We start from the raw sequence: 17,594 nt of genomic DNA, 5'->3' as shown, positions 1-17,594 counted from the left end.
GGCTCCTAAGTCGTCTCTGAGGTCTGGACAGTATCTGAGCCCGCGCCGACACGGGCGAGCGCGGCGGTGATGTTGTCGTGCCCGCCCTGCTCGTTGGCCCACCGCACCAGCTCTCCGGCGATCGCGTCGGGTGCCGGTCCGCACGCGGCCGCGGTGCGGTGCAGCAGGTCGGCCATGTCCGCGGCCTCGGAGCAGTAGTTCCACAGCCCGTCGGAGCACACGAGCACCCAGCCGGGCCCCTGCGCGCGGGTGGTCGCGGTGCTGGGCACCACGGTCTCGGCGTCGGCACCCAGCCACCGGGTGATCGCGTGGCCCTCGGGCGAGGCCTCGGCACGGGCCCGCGGGACGCCGCGGGCGATCAGCTCGTTCGCCGCAGAGTCGTCGACGCTGACCTGCAGCGCTGTGCCCTCGGAACCCGCGTCCGGCACCCAGTACACGCGGGAGTCCCCCAGCCACCCGGCGACGACCGTCGGGCCGTCGACGACCGCGGCGACGAACGTGCACGACGGCGGCTCGGCGCGCTCGGCCATGTCGCCGATGGCGTCGGCGATGGCCTGGTCGGCGGCCGCGGCCGCGGTGTCGAGGAGCGCCGACCAGGTGCCGACGGTGCTGCCCCCCACACCCCCGGCGAGCACGTCCCGGGCGGCGCGGGCGGCCGCCAGGCTGGCCAGGTCGGAGTCGGCGACCGTCGAGACGCCGTCGCAGACGACGAGCACAGCGGTCGTGCCTGCGACCGCGAGCGCCATCGCGTCCTCGTTGCGGGTGTGCCGACGACCGCGGTCGCAGACGCCGCCGACGAGCGCCGACGGGAGCTCGCTCCAGTGGTCGCGCTCCTTCGCCGCGGGCTCCCCGCACAGCTCGCAGTACCCGTCGTCGGCGATCGTCCCGCCGCACGCCCGGCAGACCGCGGCGACGACGGGCTCCGGCTCGACCGCCACCGCCGGCGCCGCGACCACCGGGGTCAGGGACGCGCCGCACTGCTCGCAGAACGCCGCGCCGTCCCCCGCGACCGTGCCGCAGGACGCGCAGGTCACCACGTGGTCCACCGACGCACGCCGTTCGCCTTGTCCACGAGCTCGATGCGCTCGTCGTGACTGTCGGCCAGCGTCGCGGACTCCCGCAGCGCCGCCTCGAGCGCGTCGCGCAGCCCGTGCTCCTGCGCGGGCACCCCGTCGAGCTGGACGTTCTTCGACGGGCCGTCCTTGAGCACCGTGGCGAGCGCGTTGCCGAGCACGTCGACCCGCAGTGCCGAGCGCGCGCGGGCGTCGATGGCCACGCCGTGCACGCTGGCCAGCGCGGCCGACAGCGCGCCCAGGTCCTGGGCGGACCCCGCCAGCAGGTGCGCGCGCATCATCCGGGCCTCGACGTACGAGCTGCGGGTCGCCGTGACCAGGTCGAGCGCCGCGAGCGCACCGGCCGTGTCGCCCCGCGCGCTGCGGATCCGGGCCAGGCCGAACGCGGCCGGTGCGGTGTAGTTCGCGTCCGAGCGCGCGCAGATGACGTACAGCGACTCGGCGATGTCCGGCTCGCCGCTGAGCTCGCACGACGTGGCGAGCGCGAGCTTGGGCGCCAGCTCGCCGGGTACCTGCCCGTAGACCGCGTTGAACGACGCGCGCGCCGCCACCGGCTCCCCCGCGGCCAGCTGCGACAGGCCGCCCAGCCAGGCCGCCCGCCACTCCCACGGGTCGTCGGCGAGGATCTGCGCGATCGTCCCGTCGAGCACGTCCCGGCGCCCGGCCTCGATCGCCGCCGTTCCCCGCCGCAGCCGGACCTCGACCGAGTCCTCGGGGGCCTCCGCCAGGGCGGCGATGCGCTGGACCGGGTCGTTGACGTTGACGCCCGCGAGCCAGCTGGCCGCCGGGTCGCTCGGGTCGACCTTCAGCGCGGGGAGCTGATCCCAGGCCAGCGGGTGGCCGGCCTCGTCGGACGTGGGCGCCTCGAACAGGACCGACGCCGCCGAGTGCAGGGCCGGGCTGCCCGGGCCGCGGTCGGTGGCGACGACCTCGCGCAGCACGCCCAGGGTCTGGGCGCGCAGCTCGTCGACGGTGGCGAACCGGTCGGACGGGTCGACCGCGCACGCCTTGGCCAGCAGCCGGTAGAACGAGTCGTAGGTCTGGAAGACCGGGGTGTCGGCCACCGGCGGCAGGGACGCGGCGTAGGTGGTGGTGTTGCCGCGGAAGTCCAGCACCAGCGTGGCCAGCGTCCGGCCGATCGTGTAGATGTCGGAGGCCACCGACGGCCCGACCACGGGCACCTCGGGCGCCTGGTAGCCGACCGTGCCGAAGATCGCCGAGTCGAGGTCGTCGATCCGCCGCACGCCGCCCAGGTCGATGAGCTTGACCGCGTCGCCCTGCTGGATGACGTTGTCCGGCTTGAAGTCGCAGAACAGCAGGCCGACGTCGTGCAGGTAGGCGAACGCCGGGAGGATCTCCAGGACGAACGCGAGCGCCTGGTCCACGGGCAGCGGCGTGACGACCCCCGCGGCCTCGCGACGGTCCTGCAGGATCTGCTTGAGCGACCGGCCGCCGACGAACTCCATGACCGTGTAGCCGGCGCCCTCGTGCATGGCGAAGTTGTAGATCTCGACGATGAGCGGGTGCTCGACCTCGGCGAGGAACTGCCGCTCGGAGATCGCCGCCGCGTACGCGTCGGGGTCGCCGGAGTTCAGCAGGCCCTTGAGCACGACCCACCGACCGGACACGTTGCGGTCGCGCGCCAGGTAGATCCAGCCGAGGCCGCCGTGCGCGAGGCAGCCGACCACCTCGTACTGGCCGCCGACCACGTCGCCCGGGTTGAGCGCGGGCGTGAAGTCGAAGTGGGTGCCGCACTTGGGGCAGAACCCGGCGGTCCGGCCGGGCACGCCGTCGCGCGAGCGGCCCACCTCGGCGCCGCACTTGGGGCAGAACCGCTTGCGCTCCTCGACCTCCGGCACGGCCATGACGGCCTGCAGCGGGTCCTGGACCGGCGCGGGCGGGACCGTGGTGAGCCCCGCACCCAGCCGCGCGCCGCGCAGGCGCGTCGACGAGGTGCCGACGCGGCGCGTGGGCCGCGACCCCGTGGCCGCCGTGCGCGCCGAGCCGAGGGCGACGGTCGCCAGGCGGCTCGAGCTCGTCCGGCCGGTGCGGGTGGATCGCTCGGCGACCTCCTCGCCCGCCGCGTGGTCCGGGGCCGCCTGGGCGACGCCCGTGCCCAGCAGCGAGGTGGCGGACGCGGTCGCGGAAGGCGCCGACGAGGCCGGCTGCGGCGAGCCGCAGACGTTGCACCAACCGTCCTCGTAGGTGCCCGTGCAGCCGGGCTCGATGCATGCGGTCATCGGGGTCGTCCCTCCTGACCCGCCGAGGGCAGGTCGCGGGTGAGGTACTCGTACTGCTCCACGAGGAAGCGGGTCATGGTGAGGTCGCAGGGGGTCTGGGCGACGACGGCACGCGCCTCGTCGTACCCCGACCGGACGGTCGGCGACGCGCTGCGCCCGTTCGCGTCGGCGGCGGCGCGCGCACCCTCGAGGCGGTAGCGCAGCTCCGCGCGCTCACGCAGCGGCGCGCTGTACGCGTCGGCGACGGCGTCGAAGGCGCGGCCCACGGCCGCCAGCCGGTCGACGTAGGAGTCGAGCTCGGTGCGCGTCGAGGGCACGGGACCCAGGCGGGAGACGTCGGGCACGGCGAGCTTGGGCGGCCGGGCGATCTCGCGCCGGCAGCGGTCCGCCAGCTCGTGCAGCGTCGGCTCCCGCTTCTCGAGCGCCGCCACCGTCGCCGCCGCGTCCGCCCGCCCCTTCTCCACCGTGCGCCGCTGGGACACCTGCACGATCAGGTCGCGCTCCGCCACCGCGGCGCGGGCCTCGAGCTCGGCCAGCGGGCCGCTGATGTCGGCGCCGCGGGCCGCCTGCGTGACGAGCTTCTGCTCCCGCGCACGCAGGGTGGCGACGAGCTCGCCGGAGGCCACGTCGAGGCCCGCGAGGTCCTCGCAGCGGACCAGCCCCGCCCGCAGGCCACGCAGGCGCGACGCCTGGTCCGCCGTGTCGGGGTCGAACGACAGCCGCGCCCGCACCTGGGAGATCATCGCGTCGCACAGCGTCACGGCCTCGACCAGCGAGACCAGCGCGGCGCCCAGCCCGGAGTCGAGCCGCCCCCACACCAGCTGCGACATCTTCTCGCGGTCCACGGCGTCCGCCCGGCCCGAGTCCCACACCTCGACCAGCTCGTCGGTGCGCGTCCGGATCGCCTGCCACATGGTCAGCGCGAGCAGCACGTCGTCGGTGTAGCTCTCGGACGCGGGCGAGGCCTGGGCCGCCTGGTCCAGGCGGTCCAGCTCGGTGCGCCGGTGCGCCAGCCACGCCTCGAGGCCGCTGAGGTACGCGAGCAGCTGGGGCGCCGGGATCGGCTCGCCCAGCCTCCCTGGCGGGTCCGGCGCGTCGGGTCCGCTCACCGGCCGTACACCGAGGTGGGCGGCGTGGGCGCCGGGCCCAGCGCGTGCAGCCAGCGGTCGTAGGTGGCCGCCCAGGTGCCGTCGGCCTTCATCCGGTCGAGGACGCCGTTGACGAACCGCACGAGGTCGACCTGGTCCTTGTTGACGCCGATGCCGTACGGCTCGTCGCTGAACGCGTCGCCGACCACCTTGGCGTACGGGTCCTGCGCCGCGAACCCGGCGAGGATCGTGTCGTCACCGGTGATCGCGTCGACCTTGCCCTGCTGGAACAGGACGAGGCAGCCGGTGTGGGTCGGGGCGCTGACCGCGGTGACGTCGGGGTAGGTCTCCTGCAGCCGCGTGAGGGTCGTCGTGCCGTCCGGCGCGCAGACGCGCTTGCCCGCCAGGTCGTCGATGCCGGCGGCCGTCGAGTCGCGGGTGACCAGCACCTTCTGCCCGGCGTGCAGGTACTCGCCCGAGAAGGCGATGGAGTCCCAGCGCTCGCAGTTCATGGTGAACGTGCGGGCCACGAGGTCGACCTCGCCGTTGGCGAGCACGTCGAGGCGCTGGGCGGAGGTGATGACCCGGAACTGGAGCCTGTTCGGGTCGCCGTCGAAGATCGCCGCCGAGATCGCGTGCAGCATGTCGATGTCGAAGCCCTCGATCTGGCCGGACAGCGGGTTGCGGGCGCCCATGAGCAGGGTGTCGGCGGAGATGCCGACGCGCAGGGCACCGCGCTCGCGGATCGCGTCGACGGTCGGCGCGGGGCCGCCGTCGGGCGCGTACGACGTCGTGGCGTTGTCGCACTCGGTCGCCGCGGGCAGGGCGGCGGCTGCTGCCGGGGCCGGCGCCTGTGCGGCCGGCTGGACGGCGGTCGGGGCGACCGAGCAGCCCGCGAGCAGGAGCAGGGACGCGACGAGCGTGCCGCGACGCCATCTCTGGATGGTGCTCACCGGTACTCCTCCACTCGGGTCGAGATGCCGCGCCAGGACAGGACCGCGGCGAGCAGACCGGCGACCAGCATCAGCCAGCCGACGAGGACCGCGGAGCCGCCGGACCCGGACAGCCCGACGTGCGTCTCGTGCGCACTGGCCTCGAGGCTGGTGGACGCGGCGGTCGAGAACGCGTCGAACGTCCCGTTCGGTGTCCCGTCGCCGGTGCTGATCGCCAGCGCCACGGCGCCGTCCCAGTCGCCGCCGTCGTCGAGCTTCCGGATCTCCTGGTGCGCGGCCACCCAGTCGTCGAGCAGCGGCACCAGGCTCGGGTCGACCGTGTCCCGCGAGAGCAGGGTGCGCGCCTCGTCCGTCTCGGCGACGAACGTCTCCTCGTACGCCGCGCCGGACCCGCGCTTGATCAGCGTGAACGACTCCATCGACTTCGCGTCGTTGGCCAGCGAGTACGCCCGGGACACCGAGACCGTCTCGTCGTACGGGCCGTGCTGCACGTCCGTCGCCCGCTGCGCCGTGGACCCGAGCACCACCGCTCCGCCGACGCTGGCGGCGAGCGCGAGGACGGTCGACCAGAACAGCCCGGCGTTCAGGCGCCGGTGGGTGCGCCGGGCCAGCCACACCTGCACGACGACGAGCACCGCGAGCGCCAGGATGCCGAGCGCGAGCAGCCACGGCACGGACGCCACGGAGTCGAACGACGCGTCCACCCGGTCGCTGTTGGCGCCGACCAGGTCGTCCAGGTGCGGGAGCACGTCCGTGCGCAGGACCGTCGACGCCTGGTCGAGATAGGCCGCCCCGACCGGGAAGCCCTGCCGGTTGTTGGCCCGCGCCTGCTCGACCAGCCCCGTGTACGTGGTCAGGCCGGCGGTCGCCTTGCCCAGCAGCTCGGCGTCCGCCTCGTTGGAGCCGGCCAGCTGGGCGAGCCCGCTCGCGGCCGAGGCGACGGCCTCGTCGTACCGGGCGCGCTGCTCGGGCGGCTCGAGGCCGCCGACGAGGAACGCGTTGGTCGCGGTCGCGTCCGCGACCACCAGGTCGTTGCGGACGTCCTGGATGCCGACCAGCTGGGTGGTGTCGGCGTCCGCGTCGGCGAGCGCGTCCGACTGCGCGAGGCCCGCGCGCAGCCCCAGCACGCCGACGGCCAGGGAGGCGACGATCGCGAGGACCCCGGCGACGCGCATCTTGCCGGGCGTGCGGCTCAGCGCGCCGCGCAGGCCCCTCCGGTGCACCGGCGCGGGAGCGGGTGCCGGTGCGACCGCGGGAGGGGTCGCCGGCTGGGCGATGGTCTGCGTCACGCTGACTCCTCGATGTGGTCGGGCACGGCGGCGACGTCGGACTCCGGCACCAGGTCGTCGGGGAGGAGCAACCTCAGCTGCTCCACCGTCGGTTGCTCAACGTCCCGCAGGCGCCAGGCGTGCCGCGTGATCGCCTGGTCCAGCACGTTGCGCGCGTACCGACCGTTCCCGAAGCCCTCGTCGCGGATCTGCAGCGACGCGAGCTCCTCGAACCGGGTCAGGCACTCGGGGGTCGGCTCGAAGTCGGCCTTGGCCGCGGTGCGCGCGAAGATCTCGCGCAGCTCGGCGTCGGTGTAGTCGTCGAACTCCACGGTCGTGGAGAACCGGCTCTCCAGGCCCGGGTTGGTCGCGAGGAACGTCGCCATGGGCCCGGGGTAGCCCGCGACGATCACCACGAGGTCGTCGCGGTGGTCCTCCATGTCCTTGACCAGCGTGTTCACGGCCTCGGCGCCGTACTGGTCCTCGGCCAGGCCGTAGGCCTCGTCGACGAACAGCACGCCGCCCAGCGCGGTCGCGACGACCTCGGACGTCTTCACGGCAGTCTGCCCGAGGTACCCGGCGACCAGCTCGGAGCGGTCCACCTCGACCAGGTGCCCCTTGGTCAGCAACCCGAGCGCCTGGTAGATCCCGGCGACCAGGCGCGCGACCGTCGTCTTGCCCGTGCCGGGGTTGCCGAGGAACACGAGGTGGCGCGTGAGCGTCGGAGCGGTGAGCCCGGCCTCGGTCCGCAGCTTCTCGATGCGGAGGAGCTGGGTCTGCTGGCGGATCTCCGCCTTGACGCGGGACAGGCCGACGAGCGCGTCGAGCTCCGCCAACAGCTCCTCGAGCGTCTTGGCGGGCTTCTCCTCCGGGTGGAACGTGGTGCCTGGCGGCGGTGTGGCAGCTTGGGCCGTGCCCGGGAGCGGCGTCCCCTGTGGTGGCCCACCCACGGCTGCCCGCTGGACCGCGGCGGTGGCGGAGGCGCGCGCGATGACGTCGATCTCCGCGGGGCCGAGGTCGCAGGCCGCGGAGACCACGCCGGCGAGCGCGGTCGCATAGGCCTCGGCGTGCGCGGAGCCGTCCGCGACGAGCCCGGCCAGCAGGTCGGTCGGCGCCGACCGCCACCGCCGCGCGCTGGACGCGGCCGAGAAGAAGGCACCGTAGGTGGCGTCCGGCGAGCCGACGGCGGTGAGCCACGCGGCCGCGGCACCCGGGACCGACTCGGCGACGGCGGCAGCAAGCCGGGCGCCCTCGTCGCGGACCGCGGCCTCGTCCAGCCCGGCCGCGGCGCCGGCCTGCGCGAGCGTGTCCAGCGCGTCGGGAAGGGTCACGGGAGCTCCCTCTGCGGGGTGTCGAGGCCGGCGTCGGGCGCCAGGGCCAACGAGGACTCGCCGAACTTCTCGGCGAGGAACTGGCCGTGGGCCACGAGCGCGTTGGCGTCCTCGCGCGACACGGCGTCGGAGATCTTGTCCAACGTGACGCCCAGCAGGTCGAGCTGGTCGCAGAGCACCATGAGCGAGGTCTTCCCCTTGGACACCACGCGGCGGTCGGCGAAGTCCCGCGGCAGCCGCAGGTAGCCGCCGACGGCCTCGGGCAGGTAGCTCGTGGCGGTCGCGACGACGGTGTGCGCCTGCCGGCTGCCGGCGCCCAGCCGGTCCAGCCGCGGCGCCATCTCCTCGACCGTCCGGGCGATGCGGTGCACCCGGGCCGTCACGGCGCCGGGGACCCTGCCGACGATCTGCTGCTCCACCTGGTGCGCGGACGCGAGGATGTCGGCCGTCGTCGGGGCAGGCGGAGGCGCAGGGAGCTCGGGCTCCTGACGCCGCCCCCTCAGGCGCGCGAACCAGCTCATCTGTGGCGCCTACCCAGGCCCTCGGTGCTCAGCTCGTGCCGAGGTCGAGCGACCCGCTGGCCACGTCGGTGGTGTCCGCGCGCTTGACCCGGTCGAGGTAGGTGCGCGCCTTCGTCGTCTCGGTCTCGAGCACCCCAATGGTCGTCGCCATCGAGTCGAGCGCCTTGACCTTGAACGTGTCGATCGAGTCCATCGTCGCGTAGATGTCCGTGAACGCCTGCTGCAGCTGTGGGAGGCCGACGGTGGCCTGCGCGGCCTGTTCCTGGATCCCCGCCGACTGCTCCTTGAGCATCTTGGCGGTCGACGCGATGAGGCCCGTGGTCGTGGTGTTGAGCGCCGTGATCTGGTCGAGGACCAGGCGCTGGTTGTTCAGCGCCTGGGCGACGATGACCGCGGTGCGCAGGGCGGCGACGGTGGTGGTCGTCGCCCGGTCGACGCCCTTGATGAGCTCGACGTTGTTCTTGATGATGATGTCGATCGCGAGGTAGCCCTGGATCGAGACCGCGAGCTGCGTGAGCAGGTCCTGGTGCTTCTGGCGCACGTAGAACAGGACGTCCTCGCGCAGCGCCTTGGCCCGCGCCGGGTCGGTCGCGTCGAGCTCCGCGATGGTCGTCGACAGGCGCCGGTCCAGCGACTCCGCGACGTAGATGTACTGGTGCAGGCGGGCCATGGTGTCCCAGAGGTGCTGCTTCTCCAGGTTGAGCGCCGCGTTGTCCTTGCGCAGCTCGTCCTGCCCGTTGTAGAGCGCGCGGACGATCGCGTCGATCTGCTTCTGCGAGCTCTCGTAGCGGCGGAAGTAGTCGGTCATCGAGTCGCCGAACGGGATGAGCCCGAGCAGCTTCTTGCCGATGGTGGCCTCGCTGGGGTCCAGGCTCTCGACCGTCTTGCGCAGGTCCAGCAGCGACTTGCTCACCTGGGACGTGCCCGAGACGCCGCCCTCGCGCAGCTCCTTGACGGGCATCTGGAGCAGGCGGTTCGACGTCTCCGCCGCACCGCGGATGTCGGAGTCGCCCATGAGCCGGATGTCGTCGGCCTTGCGCGCGAGCTCGGGCGAGCCCACCTGCGCCGCCATCAGTCCGTCGACGTACGCCGAGACCTTCGCGTCGAGCCCGGGCAGTGCCGCCTCGGGGATCTGCGGCGCCATCGCGGGGGCGGCGGTCTTCGCCACCGGGGACATCGGTGCGGGGGCATCGAGCGCGAACACGGACTGCGGCGCGGGGGGCTGGAGCGGGGCTGCCTCGGTCATCGTCGTCCTTCACGTCCAGGTCGTCGCACGGGCGATCATTCTGCGCCTTGCAATGGTCATGGAATGGTCAAGCATCCTGTTGCGGACAGTAGCACGCAAGACCGTTCCGGCCCGGTGACCAACCGATCTCTGCCATGCCCAGGCAGGGGGCCGACGAGCGCGCGGTGAGATGGGGCAGGATCGGGAGATGACCGCCGACGACAAGGCCTCCCTCGAGGAGCGGCTCCGACGGCTCGGCATCGCCCAGGACGTGCAGCGCGTCGTCGCCGCCGGCATCGGCAAGCTGCCTGTGAGCGACTCCACCAAGGACTCCCTGGCGTCGAAGAGCGCCACCGCGGTCGTCGTCGTCGGCGAGACCGGCGTCGCGCTCGGCAAGGGAGCGGCGACCGCCGCCAGGGACGGGGCGGACGCGTTCCAGCGCAGCCGCCAGGAGCACGCCGCTGCTCACCCGGCGCCCCCGGTGGACGACGTCACCACCCGGCTCGAGCGCCTGAGCGCGCTGCACGCGGCCGGCAGGCTGGACGACGAGGAGTACCGCGTCGCCAAGGCGAAGGTCATCGCGGGGGGCTAGGGCTCGTCGTCGGGGCGCACCTCGTCGCCGGTGACCGGGTTGACGGCCCGCTCCCCCCTCGGCAGGTTGGACAGGTCGGGGGCGATGACGATGCCCGGCAGCCCCGAGTCAGGCAGCCGGAACACCGGCTCGTCGGCGGCCGTGGAGCCCACCAGCACCAGGTCGTGCGACCCGGCCCGCGGCAGCGTCTCGCCGCGGAAGTACGCCGGCGCCCGCAGTCGCCAGATCACCATGAGCACCGCGCCGATGAGGATCGCGACCACGCCGACGACCGCCACCGCGCCCACACCCGCGATCGTGACGTCGTTGCCGTTCTCGTCCTGCAGCCAGTCCACCTCGGCGAACGACTTCAGCGCGTACACGAACGCGACCAGCAGGATCAGCCCGCCCAGCGAGGGCAGCACGCCCTGCATGAAGAAGTCGCGCGGCTTGTGGTGCAGCGTCCGCCGGTAGAACCACGAGCACGCGAACCCGGTGAGGCCGTAGTAGAAGGCGATCATCAGGCCGACCGACCCGATCAGCGCGGTCAGGAGGCTCGGGCTGATCAGCGTGAAGATCGCGTAGAAGAGCATGGACGCCAGGCCCATCGCGATCGTCGAGACTCCGGGGGTCAGGTACCTGGGGTGGATCTTGGCGAACGCCGCGGGCATCGCCTTGTACGCGGCCATCGAGAGGGTGGTCCGGGCCGTCGGCAGGATCGTCGTCTGCGTCGACGCGGACGCCGAGGTGAGGATCGACGCCGACAGCAGCAGCAGCCCGACGTGCCCCAGCGCGGTGTCGCCGAACAGCGCCGGCCCGATCGCCGCGAACACGTCGTCGGCGTTGTCGGGGTTGCCCAGGCCGATGCCCGTGGTGCCGACCCCCGCGAACGCCACCGCCGCGGTGGACACGAGCGTGTAGGTGACCAGCAGCAGGACGGTCGACAGGATCGCCGCGCGCCCGGGGGTCTTGGCGGGGTCGTCCGACTCCTCGTTCACCGAGACGGCCGTGTCCCAGCCCCAGTAGATGAACACGGCCGTGAGCAGCGCCGGGGCGATGACGTCGGCCACGCTCAGCCCGCCCGGCCAGAACCAGTCCCAGGACGGGATCAGCGAGTAGGACTCCGCGTTGCCCGAGTACACCTTGCCCAGCGCGACCACCGAGAACATGATCAGCACGGCGACCTCGATGGCCAGCAGGACGTACTGGATGCGCGCCGACACCTCGATGCCGCGGTAGCAGAGGTACGTCATGATCGCGATCCACAGCAGGCCGGCGACCGTCGTCCACAGCGTGTTCGACGCCAGGTCTCCCACGGCCTCCCACCCCAGGTCCGCCACGAACGTGAACGAGTACGCGCCGGCGATCTGCGCGAGGTTCGCCATGACGATCACGTCGGCGGCGATGATCCCCCAGCCGCCAAGCCAGCCCGTGATCGGCCCGAACGCCCGGGCCGCCCAGGTGAACGTGGTCCCGCAGTCCGGCTCGGCGCGGTTGAGCTCCTGGTAGGCGACGGCGATCAGGTACATCGGGACGAAGGCGAGCAGGATGATGGCCGGCGCCTTGACGCCCGCCAGGATCGCCCCGCCGCCCGCCACGACGAACCCGAGGCTCGCCGCGAGGCTGTACGCGGGCGCGGTGGACGCGGTGCCGACGACKACGCTCGACACCAGGCCGAGCGCGCCGCCCTTGAGTCCCTTGCCGGTCTCGGGGAACCCGAGCGGAGCGGCGTCCTCGGTGGGAGCAGTCAACGGAACCTCGCAGCGGCTGGGCCCGGGGCCCCGTTGCCTCGGGCGGTGACGACCGTAGACCCGCCGCCCGCCGACGGGAAGGGGGTCAGCGCTTCGGCCACGTCCACGGCGGGCCGTCGAACCGCTCGCGCCCGGCGACCGTGGTGGCCGCGCCGGTCTTGCTGAGCTCGACGGTGGTCGAGCCCGCCTCCCGCAGCGCCCGGACCAGGTCGCCCGAGTGGGTCACGACGAGCACCTGCGAGCGCTCGGAGGCCGAGGCGATCAGCGCTCCGACCGCCGGCATGAGGCTCGGGTGGAGGCTGGACTCGGGCTCGTTGAGCACGAGCAGGTCGGGCGCCCGGGTGGCCAGGCACGCCGCGAGCAGCAGGAGGTAGGTAAGCGTCCCGTCGGAGAGCTCGGCGACCGAGAGCGCCCGGAGCAGCCCGGGCTGGGTCATGCCGACGCGGCACGTCCCGTCCTCGTCCTCGTCGACGACCACCTCGGAGCCCGGGAACGCGGCGTCCACGCAGGCCTGCAGGGTCTCGTCGTCCCCGATGCGCCCGATGGTCAGCAGGGCCGCGGCAAGGTCGTCGCCACCGGGTGACAGGACGGGAGTGAAGGTTGCGACCCCGGGCCTGCGGGCCGGGGCGTCGGCATCCGTGCGCAGGTGGTCGTAGAACCTCCAGCGCCGGGCCTGCTCCCGCAGGGCGAAGAGCTCCGGCGTCGCGCTCGGGTCCGCGAGCACGGCCATGACGGACTCGTGCTGGCTGACCGAGAGCGGCGCGTCGTGCCAGGTCCCGTCGTCCTCGCGGCTCCGCACCCGCATCCCGATGCGCTCGGTGAGCACGGTGGACGGCCGCAGCACGGGACCGGCCCAGACGACCTCGGACTTGATCTCCGGGTCGAGCCTGAACGGCCCCATCTGCGGCAGGCCCAGATCGATCGCGTAGGACAGGTCCTCCGTCGCGACGCCGAGCCGCACGGCCACCGGCCCCTTCGGGCGCGGCCCGGCGTGGATGGCCGAGCGCATGCCGCCCTCACGGGCGAGCGAGCTGATCGCGCCGTCGCGCACGATGTCGGCGAGCAGGCGGAGCACCCGGTAGACGCTGGTCTTGCCGCTCCCGTTCGCGCCCGCGACGACGGTGAGCCGGTCGAGCCCGAGCACGACCTCGTCCAGGCTCCGGTAGCGCTCGACGGCCAGCGTCCGGATCATGCGGCGACCCTAGCGAGCGCTCGTGTCGGACGGGGGTCGTAGGGTCGCGGGGCATGGAGGTCCTCTCGCGTGCGCAGGCACGTCGGATCGCGGTGCGCGCACAGCTGCTCACCGCCGAACGGCCGACGGACGTCCACGAGGTCGTGCGGCGGCTGACCATGGTCCAGCTCGAACCCACCAGCGCGATCGCCCCCAGCGCCGACCTCGTCCTGTGGAGCCGGCTCGGCTCGGCCTACGACCCGCGCGAGCTTGCCGACGCACTCGACGACCTGTCGCTGCTCGACTTCCGCGGGACGGTCCGGGTGCCGGAGGACATCGCGCTGTTCCGCGCCGAGATGGCGCAGTGGCCGGGAACGGGTCCGGACGTCAAGGGCTGGCAGCTGGCCAACGCCCGCTGGCTGCACGACAACGAGGGCTGCCGCCAGGACATCCTCGAGCTGCTCCGCTCGGACGGCCCGCTGACGGCGCGCGAGCTCCCGGACACCTGCGTGCGGCCGTGGCGGTCGAGCGGCTGGAACAACAACCGGAACGTCGTGATGATGCTCGAGGTCATGGTCCACAACGGCGACGTCGCCGTGGCCGGGCGGCGGGGACGCGACCGGCTCTGGGACCTGGCCGAGCGCATCTACCCCGACGACCCCGGTCCCCCGCCCGCGGAGGCCCTTCGCCTCCGGGACGAGCGACGCCTGCGCGCCCTCGGCATCGCGCGCCCCACCGGCACCGAGCAGCCGGTCGAGCCCCTGGCCGTGGGCGAGGCCGGCGAGCCGGCCGTCGTCGAGGGGGTCCGGGGAACGTGGCGGGTCGACCCGGAGCTGCTCGACGGCCAGTTCGAGGGGCGGGCCGCGCTCCTGTCACCCTTCGACCGGCTGCTCAGCGACCGCAAGCGGATGGCCGAGATCTTCGAGTTCGAGTACGCGCTGGAGATGTTCAAGCCCGTCGCCAAGCGCCGATGGGGGTACTACGCGCTGCCGATCCTGGTGGGCGACCGGCTCGTCGGGAAGCTCGACGCCGCGGCTGACGTCAAGGCCGGAGTCCTGCGCGTCCACGCGATCCATCGGGACGGGTCGTGGAGTGCGGCCGATGCTGCGCTGGTCGACGCCGAGATCAAGGACCTGGCCCGATGGCTGGAGCTGGACCTGGCGCGGGAGGACTGAGCGCTCAGAGCCCGACCATGCGCATCCCGGCGTCGTTGTAGCGGTTGCCGTGCACGCCGATGCGGTCGGCGGCGGAGGTGAGGTCGGCCAGGTCCTGCGCGGTCAGCTGGAGGTCGGCGGCGCCGATGTTCTCCTCGAGCCGGGTGAGCCGGCGGGTGCCCGGGATGGGCACGATCCACGGCTGCTGGGCGAGCAGCCAGGCGAGCGCGACCTGCGCGGGCGTGGCAGCGTGCCGGGAGGCGACCTCGGCGCCCAGGTCGACGAGGGCCTGGTTGGCCTGCCGGTTCTCCTCGGTGAACCGCGGGATCGTGGTGCGGATGTCCTTCTCGGTGAACGACGTCGACGCGTCGACCGTGCCGGTGAGGAAGCCCTTGCCCAGCGGGCTGAACGGCACGAACCCGATGCCGAGCTCCGCGAGCGTCGGCAGCACGTCGGCCTCCGGGTCCCGCGTCCACAGCGAGTACTCGCTCTGCAGGGCGGTGACCGGGTGCACGGCGTGCGCCCGCCGGATCGTCGCCGGACCCGCCTCGGACAGACCGAAGTGACGGACCTTGCCGGCGGCGACCAGCTCGGCGACCGCACCGGCGACGTCCTCGATCGGCACGTCGGGGTTGACGCGGTGCTGGTAGAAGAGGTCGATCACGTCGATGCCGAGGCGCCGCAGCGAGGCGTCGGCGACCTCCTTGATGTGCTCCGGTCGGCTCGACAGCCCGTGGTGCGAGCCGTCGGCGTGCAGGTCGAACCCGAACTTCGTCGCGATGACGACCTGGTCGCGCACGGGCGCCAGGGCCTCGCCGACGAGCTCCTCGTTGACGAACGGGCCGTAGACCTCGGCGGTGTCGAAGAACGTCACCCCGCGGTCGACGGCGCCGCGCAGGACGCCGATCATCTCCTGCCGGTCGCCGGGGTTGGGCCCGTAGCTCTGGCTCATGCCCATGCAGCCGAGGCCGATCGCGGAGACCTCGAGGCCCTGTCCGAGAGTGCGTGTGTCCATTCCTCGACGGTACGTCGCGGCCCGGCGACGAGGGAGGCCCTGGCAGTACCGCCCTGGCGTGCCAGACTCACGCCGTGAGCGCATTCTCGGGCCGCGACGTGCAGTCCCGGATCTACCGCGCCGGGGTGTTCGGGCGGCGACCCGTGGTCCCCGTGGAGCCCGCGCGGCTGGCCGCGGCGGCTCGCCGGCGGATGAGCCCGGCCGCCTGGGCGTACGTGGCGGGCAGCGCCGGCCGGCAGCAGACCGCGCGGGCCAACGTCGAGGCGTTCGGGCGCCACCGGCTGGTGCCGCGGATGCTCGTCGACGTGGAGAGCCGGGACACCTCGGTCGAGCTCTTCGGGCGCCGGATCCCCGCCCCCCTGCTGCTCGCCCCCATCGGCGTGCTGGAGATGGCGCACCGGGACGCCGACCTCGCCGCGGCCCGGGCCGCACGGGCGTTGGGCCTGCCGATGGTGATCTCGTCGCAGGGCTCGGTCCCGATGGAGCAGACGGCCGCCGAGCTCGGTGACACCCCGCGCTGGTTCCAGCTCTACTGGAGCAAGGACGACGACGTCGTCGACTCGTTCGTCGACCGCGCCGCGGCGATCGGCAGCGACGCGCTCGTCGTCACGCTCGACACCCACGTGCTCGGCTGGCGGACCAAGGACCTCGACCTCGGCTACCTGCCGTTCGCGCGCGCGGAGGGGATCGCGCAATACACCAGCGACCCGGCATTCCGCCGGCTGGTGCACGCGCGCGCCGCGACGACCAGCCCCTCGACGGACCGCCCGACGCCCGCGGCCGTCCGGGCGCTGCTCTCGATGGCCCGCCACTACCCCGGTGACCTGCGCACCAACCTCCGCTCGCCCCTGCCGCGCGCCGCCGTCGAGACGTTCCTCGACGTGTTCTCGCGGTCGTCGCTGACGTGGGACGACCTCGCCCGGCTGCGCGAACGCACCTCGTTGCCGATCGTGCTCAAGGGGATCCAGCACGCCGACGACGCCCGGCTCGCGCTCGACCACGGGGTCGACGGCATCGTCGTGTCCAACCACGGCGGACGGCAGGTGGACGGGGCCGTCGGCTCGCTCGACGCGTTGCCCGGGGTCGTCGATGTCGTCGGCGGCCGGGTCCCCGTCCTGTTCGACAGCGGCATCCGGGGCGGCGCCGACGTGGTCAAGGCGCTCGCGCTGGGCGCGGCCGCCGTCCTCGTCGGCCGGCCCTGGGTCTACGGGCTCGCGTTGGCCGGGGCCGACGGAGCGCGCACGGTCCTGGAGCACCTGTGGGCCGAGCTCGACCTCACCATGGCGCTGTGCGGCGTCCGCTCGATCGACCAGATCGGCCCCGACCTGCTCGCGGAGGCACCATGACCGCCGAACCGCCCGTGATCTCGGTGATGCTCGCCGTCCCCGACGCGGGGGCCGCCGCCCGCTGGTACGGACGCGCGCTCGGCGCGACGATCCTCTGGGACCTCGGATCCGTCGTCGGGCTCTCGGTCGACGGGGCGCCGTTCTTCCTCGGTCAGCCCGAGGGAAACCGCTGGGCCACACCGGGTGAGCTCGGCGGCCGCACCGTCCGCGTCGAGGTGTTCGTCGACGACCCGGACTCGTTCATCGCGCGCGCGGTGGACGCGGGGGCGGACGGCGACGTCGACCCCGTCCGCACCCACGAGATGCCGTGGGGCCCGCACCGGCAGGGCAGTTTCGTCGACCCGTTCGGCCACCTGTGGCTGGTGGGCGACCGGTCGCCGCTCGGAGCTCACATCGCGCCCGTCCTCGCGACCGGCGACGACGTCGACGCCATCCACGCGCTGCGCCGGTCGCTCGAGGACTGGATGGCCGCGAACGGCACCGTCCAGTGGCCGCGGGGCTCGCTGCCGCGGGAGCGGGTCGCGGCCCAGGTCGATGCGGGCGAGTGGCACGTCGTGCGCGACGACGGCGGTGTCGTCGGGGCCGTCCGGCTGCTGTGGTCGGACCCGGACTTCTGGGGGGCTGACGGCTCCTTTGCGGTCTACGTCCACGGCCTCATGGTCGACCGCCGCCACACCGGCGCGGGCATCGGCACGGCACTGCTCGACTGGGCGGCCGCCCGTGGGCGCGACGCCGGGGTCGACGTGTTCCGGCTCGACTGCCGGACCACCAACCCGGTGCTGCGCGCCTACTACGAGGCCTACGGGTTCCGGGCCGTCGGGCAGCGCGACTTCGCCGACTTCTCCTGCACGCTGCTGGAGCTCGACCTACGGGGCTGACGCATGTCG

At 73.5% G+C, this 17,594-nt stretch carries 15 protein-coding genes; 4 read left to right on the top strand and 11 right to left on the bottom strand.

Annotated features, from left to right (window positions below; genetic code table 11):
* Positions 1-5: 5 nt before the first annotated feature.
* The 8 genes from ACXJKA_RS02800 to ACXJKA_RS02765 are packed head-to-tail and all read right to left on the bottom strand — an operon-like array spanning position 6 to position 9,720.
* On the bottom strand, positions 6-1,046 hold the full coding sequence (locus ACXJKA_RS02800) for a PP2C family protein-serine/threonine phosphatase (protein WP_456823644.1): 1,041 nt from the start codon (positions 1,044-1,046) through the stop codon (positions 6-8).
* A complete protein-coding gene (locus ACXJKA_RS02795; RefSeq protein ID WP_456823643.1) occupies positions 1,031-3,313 on the bottom strand; it encodes a tetratricopeptide repeat protein in 2,283 nt (760 codons plus the stop codon). The genes ACXJKA_RS02800 and ACXJKA_RS02795 overlap by 16 nt, the downstream gene beginning before the upstream one ends.
* Complete coding sequence (locus ACXJKA_RS02790) at positions 3,310-4,422, bottom strand: hypothetical protein (RefSeq protein ID WP_456823642.1); 1,113 nt, start codon at positions 4,420-4,422, stop codon at positions 3,310-3,312. Before ACXJKA_RS02790 ends, ACXJKA_RS02795 begins: the two co-directional genes overlap by 4 nt.
* Complete coding sequence (locus ACXJKA_RS02785; protein ID WP_456823641.1) at positions 4,419-5,354, bottom strand: glutamate ABC transporter substrate-binding protein; 936 nt, start codon at positions 5,352-5,354, stop codon at positions 4,419-4,421. Before ACXJKA_RS02785 ends, ACXJKA_RS02790 begins: the two co-directional genes overlap by 4 nt.
* Positions 5,351-6,643: a hypothetical protein gene (locus ACXJKA_RS02780; RefSeq protein ID WP_456823640.1), complete on the bottom strand. Its 1,293-nt coding sequence runs from the start codon at positions 6,641-6,643 to the stop codon at positions 5,351-5,353. Before ACXJKA_RS02780 ends, ACXJKA_RS02785 begins: the two co-directional genes overlap by 4 nt.
* Positions 6,640-7,953 carry an AAA family ATPase gene (locus ACXJKA_RS02775; protein ID WP_456823639.1) on the bottom strand — a complete coding sequence of 438 codons (1,314 nt, stop codon included), beginning with the start codon at positions 7,951-7,953 and terminating at the stop codon, positions 6,640-6,642. Before ACXJKA_RS02775 ends, ACXJKA_RS02780 begins: the two co-directional genes overlap by 4 nt.
* A complete protein-coding gene (locus ACXJKA_RS02770; RefSeq protein ID WP_456823638.1) occupies positions 7,950-8,474 on the bottom strand; it encodes a hypothetical protein in 525 nt (174 codons plus the stop codon). The genes ACXJKA_RS02775 and ACXJKA_RS02770 overlap by 4 nt, the downstream gene beginning before the upstream one ends.
* 28 nt (positions 8,475-8,502) lie before the next feature.
* Positions 8,503-9,720: a toxic anion resistance protein gene (locus ACXJKA_RS02765; protein ID WP_456823637.1), complete on the bottom strand. Its 1,218-nt coding sequence runs from the start codon at positions 9,718-9,720 to the stop codon at positions 8,503-8,505.
* A gap of 187 nt (positions 9,721-9,907) precedes the next feature.
* Here ACXJKA_RS02765 and ACXJKA_RS02760 point away from each other — a divergent pair, with 187 nt between their 5' ends.
* Positions 9,908-10,291, top strand: a complete 384-nt coding sequence (locus tag ACXJKA_RS02760) for an SHOCT domain-containing protein (protein ID WP_456823636.1) — start codon at positions 9,908-9,910, stop codon at positions 10,289-10,291.
* On the opposite strand, the gene ACXJKA_RS02755 is transcribed toward ACXJKA_RS02760, so the two are convergent.
* Both ACXJKA_RS02755 and ACXJKA_RS02750 read right to left on the bottom strand, forming a co-directional pair.
* Positions 10,288-12,021: an APC family permease gene (locus ACXJKA_RS02755; protein ID WP_456823635.1), complete on the bottom strand. Its 1,734-nt coding sequence runs from the start codon at positions 12,019-12,021 to the stop codon at positions 10,288-10,290. The genes ACXJKA_RS02760 and ACXJKA_RS02755 overlap by 4 nt on opposite strands.
* A gap of 85 nt (positions 12,022-12,106) precedes the next feature.
* Positions 12,107-13,213, bottom strand: a complete 1,107-nt coding sequence (locus ACXJKA_RS02750) for an AAA family ATPase (protein WP_456823634.1) — start codon at positions 13,211-13,213, stop codon at positions 12,107-12,109.
* Positions 13,214-13,266: 53 nt separating this feature from the next.
* Between ACXJKA_RS02750 and ACXJKA_RS02745 the strand changes: the two genes are divergently transcribed.
* A complete protein-coding gene (locus ACXJKA_RS02745; protein ID WP_456823633.1) occupies positions 13,267-14,367 on the top strand; it encodes a DNA glycosylase AlkZ-like family protein in 1,101 nt (366 codons plus the stop codon).
* Between the two features lie 4 nt (positions 14,368-14,371).
* On the opposite strand, the gene ACXJKA_RS02740 is transcribed toward ACXJKA_RS02745, so the two are convergent.
* Complete coding sequence (locus tag ACXJKA_RS02740) at positions 14,372-15,361, bottom strand: aldo/keto reductase (protein WP_456823632.1); 990 nt, start codon at positions 15,359-15,361, stop codon at positions 14,372-14,374.
* Between the two features lie 74 nt (positions 15,362-15,435).
* On the opposite strand from ACXJKA_RS02740, the gene ACXJKA_RS02735 reads away from it, so the two are divergent.
* Positions 15,436-16,707 (top strand): alpha-hydroxy-acid oxidizing protein, encoded by a 1,272-nt coding sequence (locus ACXJKA_RS02735; RefSeq protein ID WP_456823631.1) that lies wholly within the window; start codon positions 15,436-15,438, stop codon positions 16,705-16,707.
* Positions 16,704-17,585 carry a GNAT family N-acetyltransferase gene (locus tag ACXJKA_RS02730; protein WP_456823630.1) on the top strand — a complete coding sequence of 294 codons (882 nt, stop codon included), beginning with the start codon at positions 16,704-16,706 and terminating at the stop codon, positions 17,583-17,585. The genes ACXJKA_RS02735 and ACXJKA_RS02730 overlap by 4 nt, the downstream gene beginning before the upstream one ends.
* Positions 17,586-17,594: the final 9 nt, after the last annotated feature.

It is taken from the genome of Cellulomonas sp. P5_E12, from assembly GCF_054049315.1.
The sequence above is the reverse complement of the archived record's forward strand: the minus strand, read 5'-3'. Positions and strand labels throughout refer to the sequence as shown.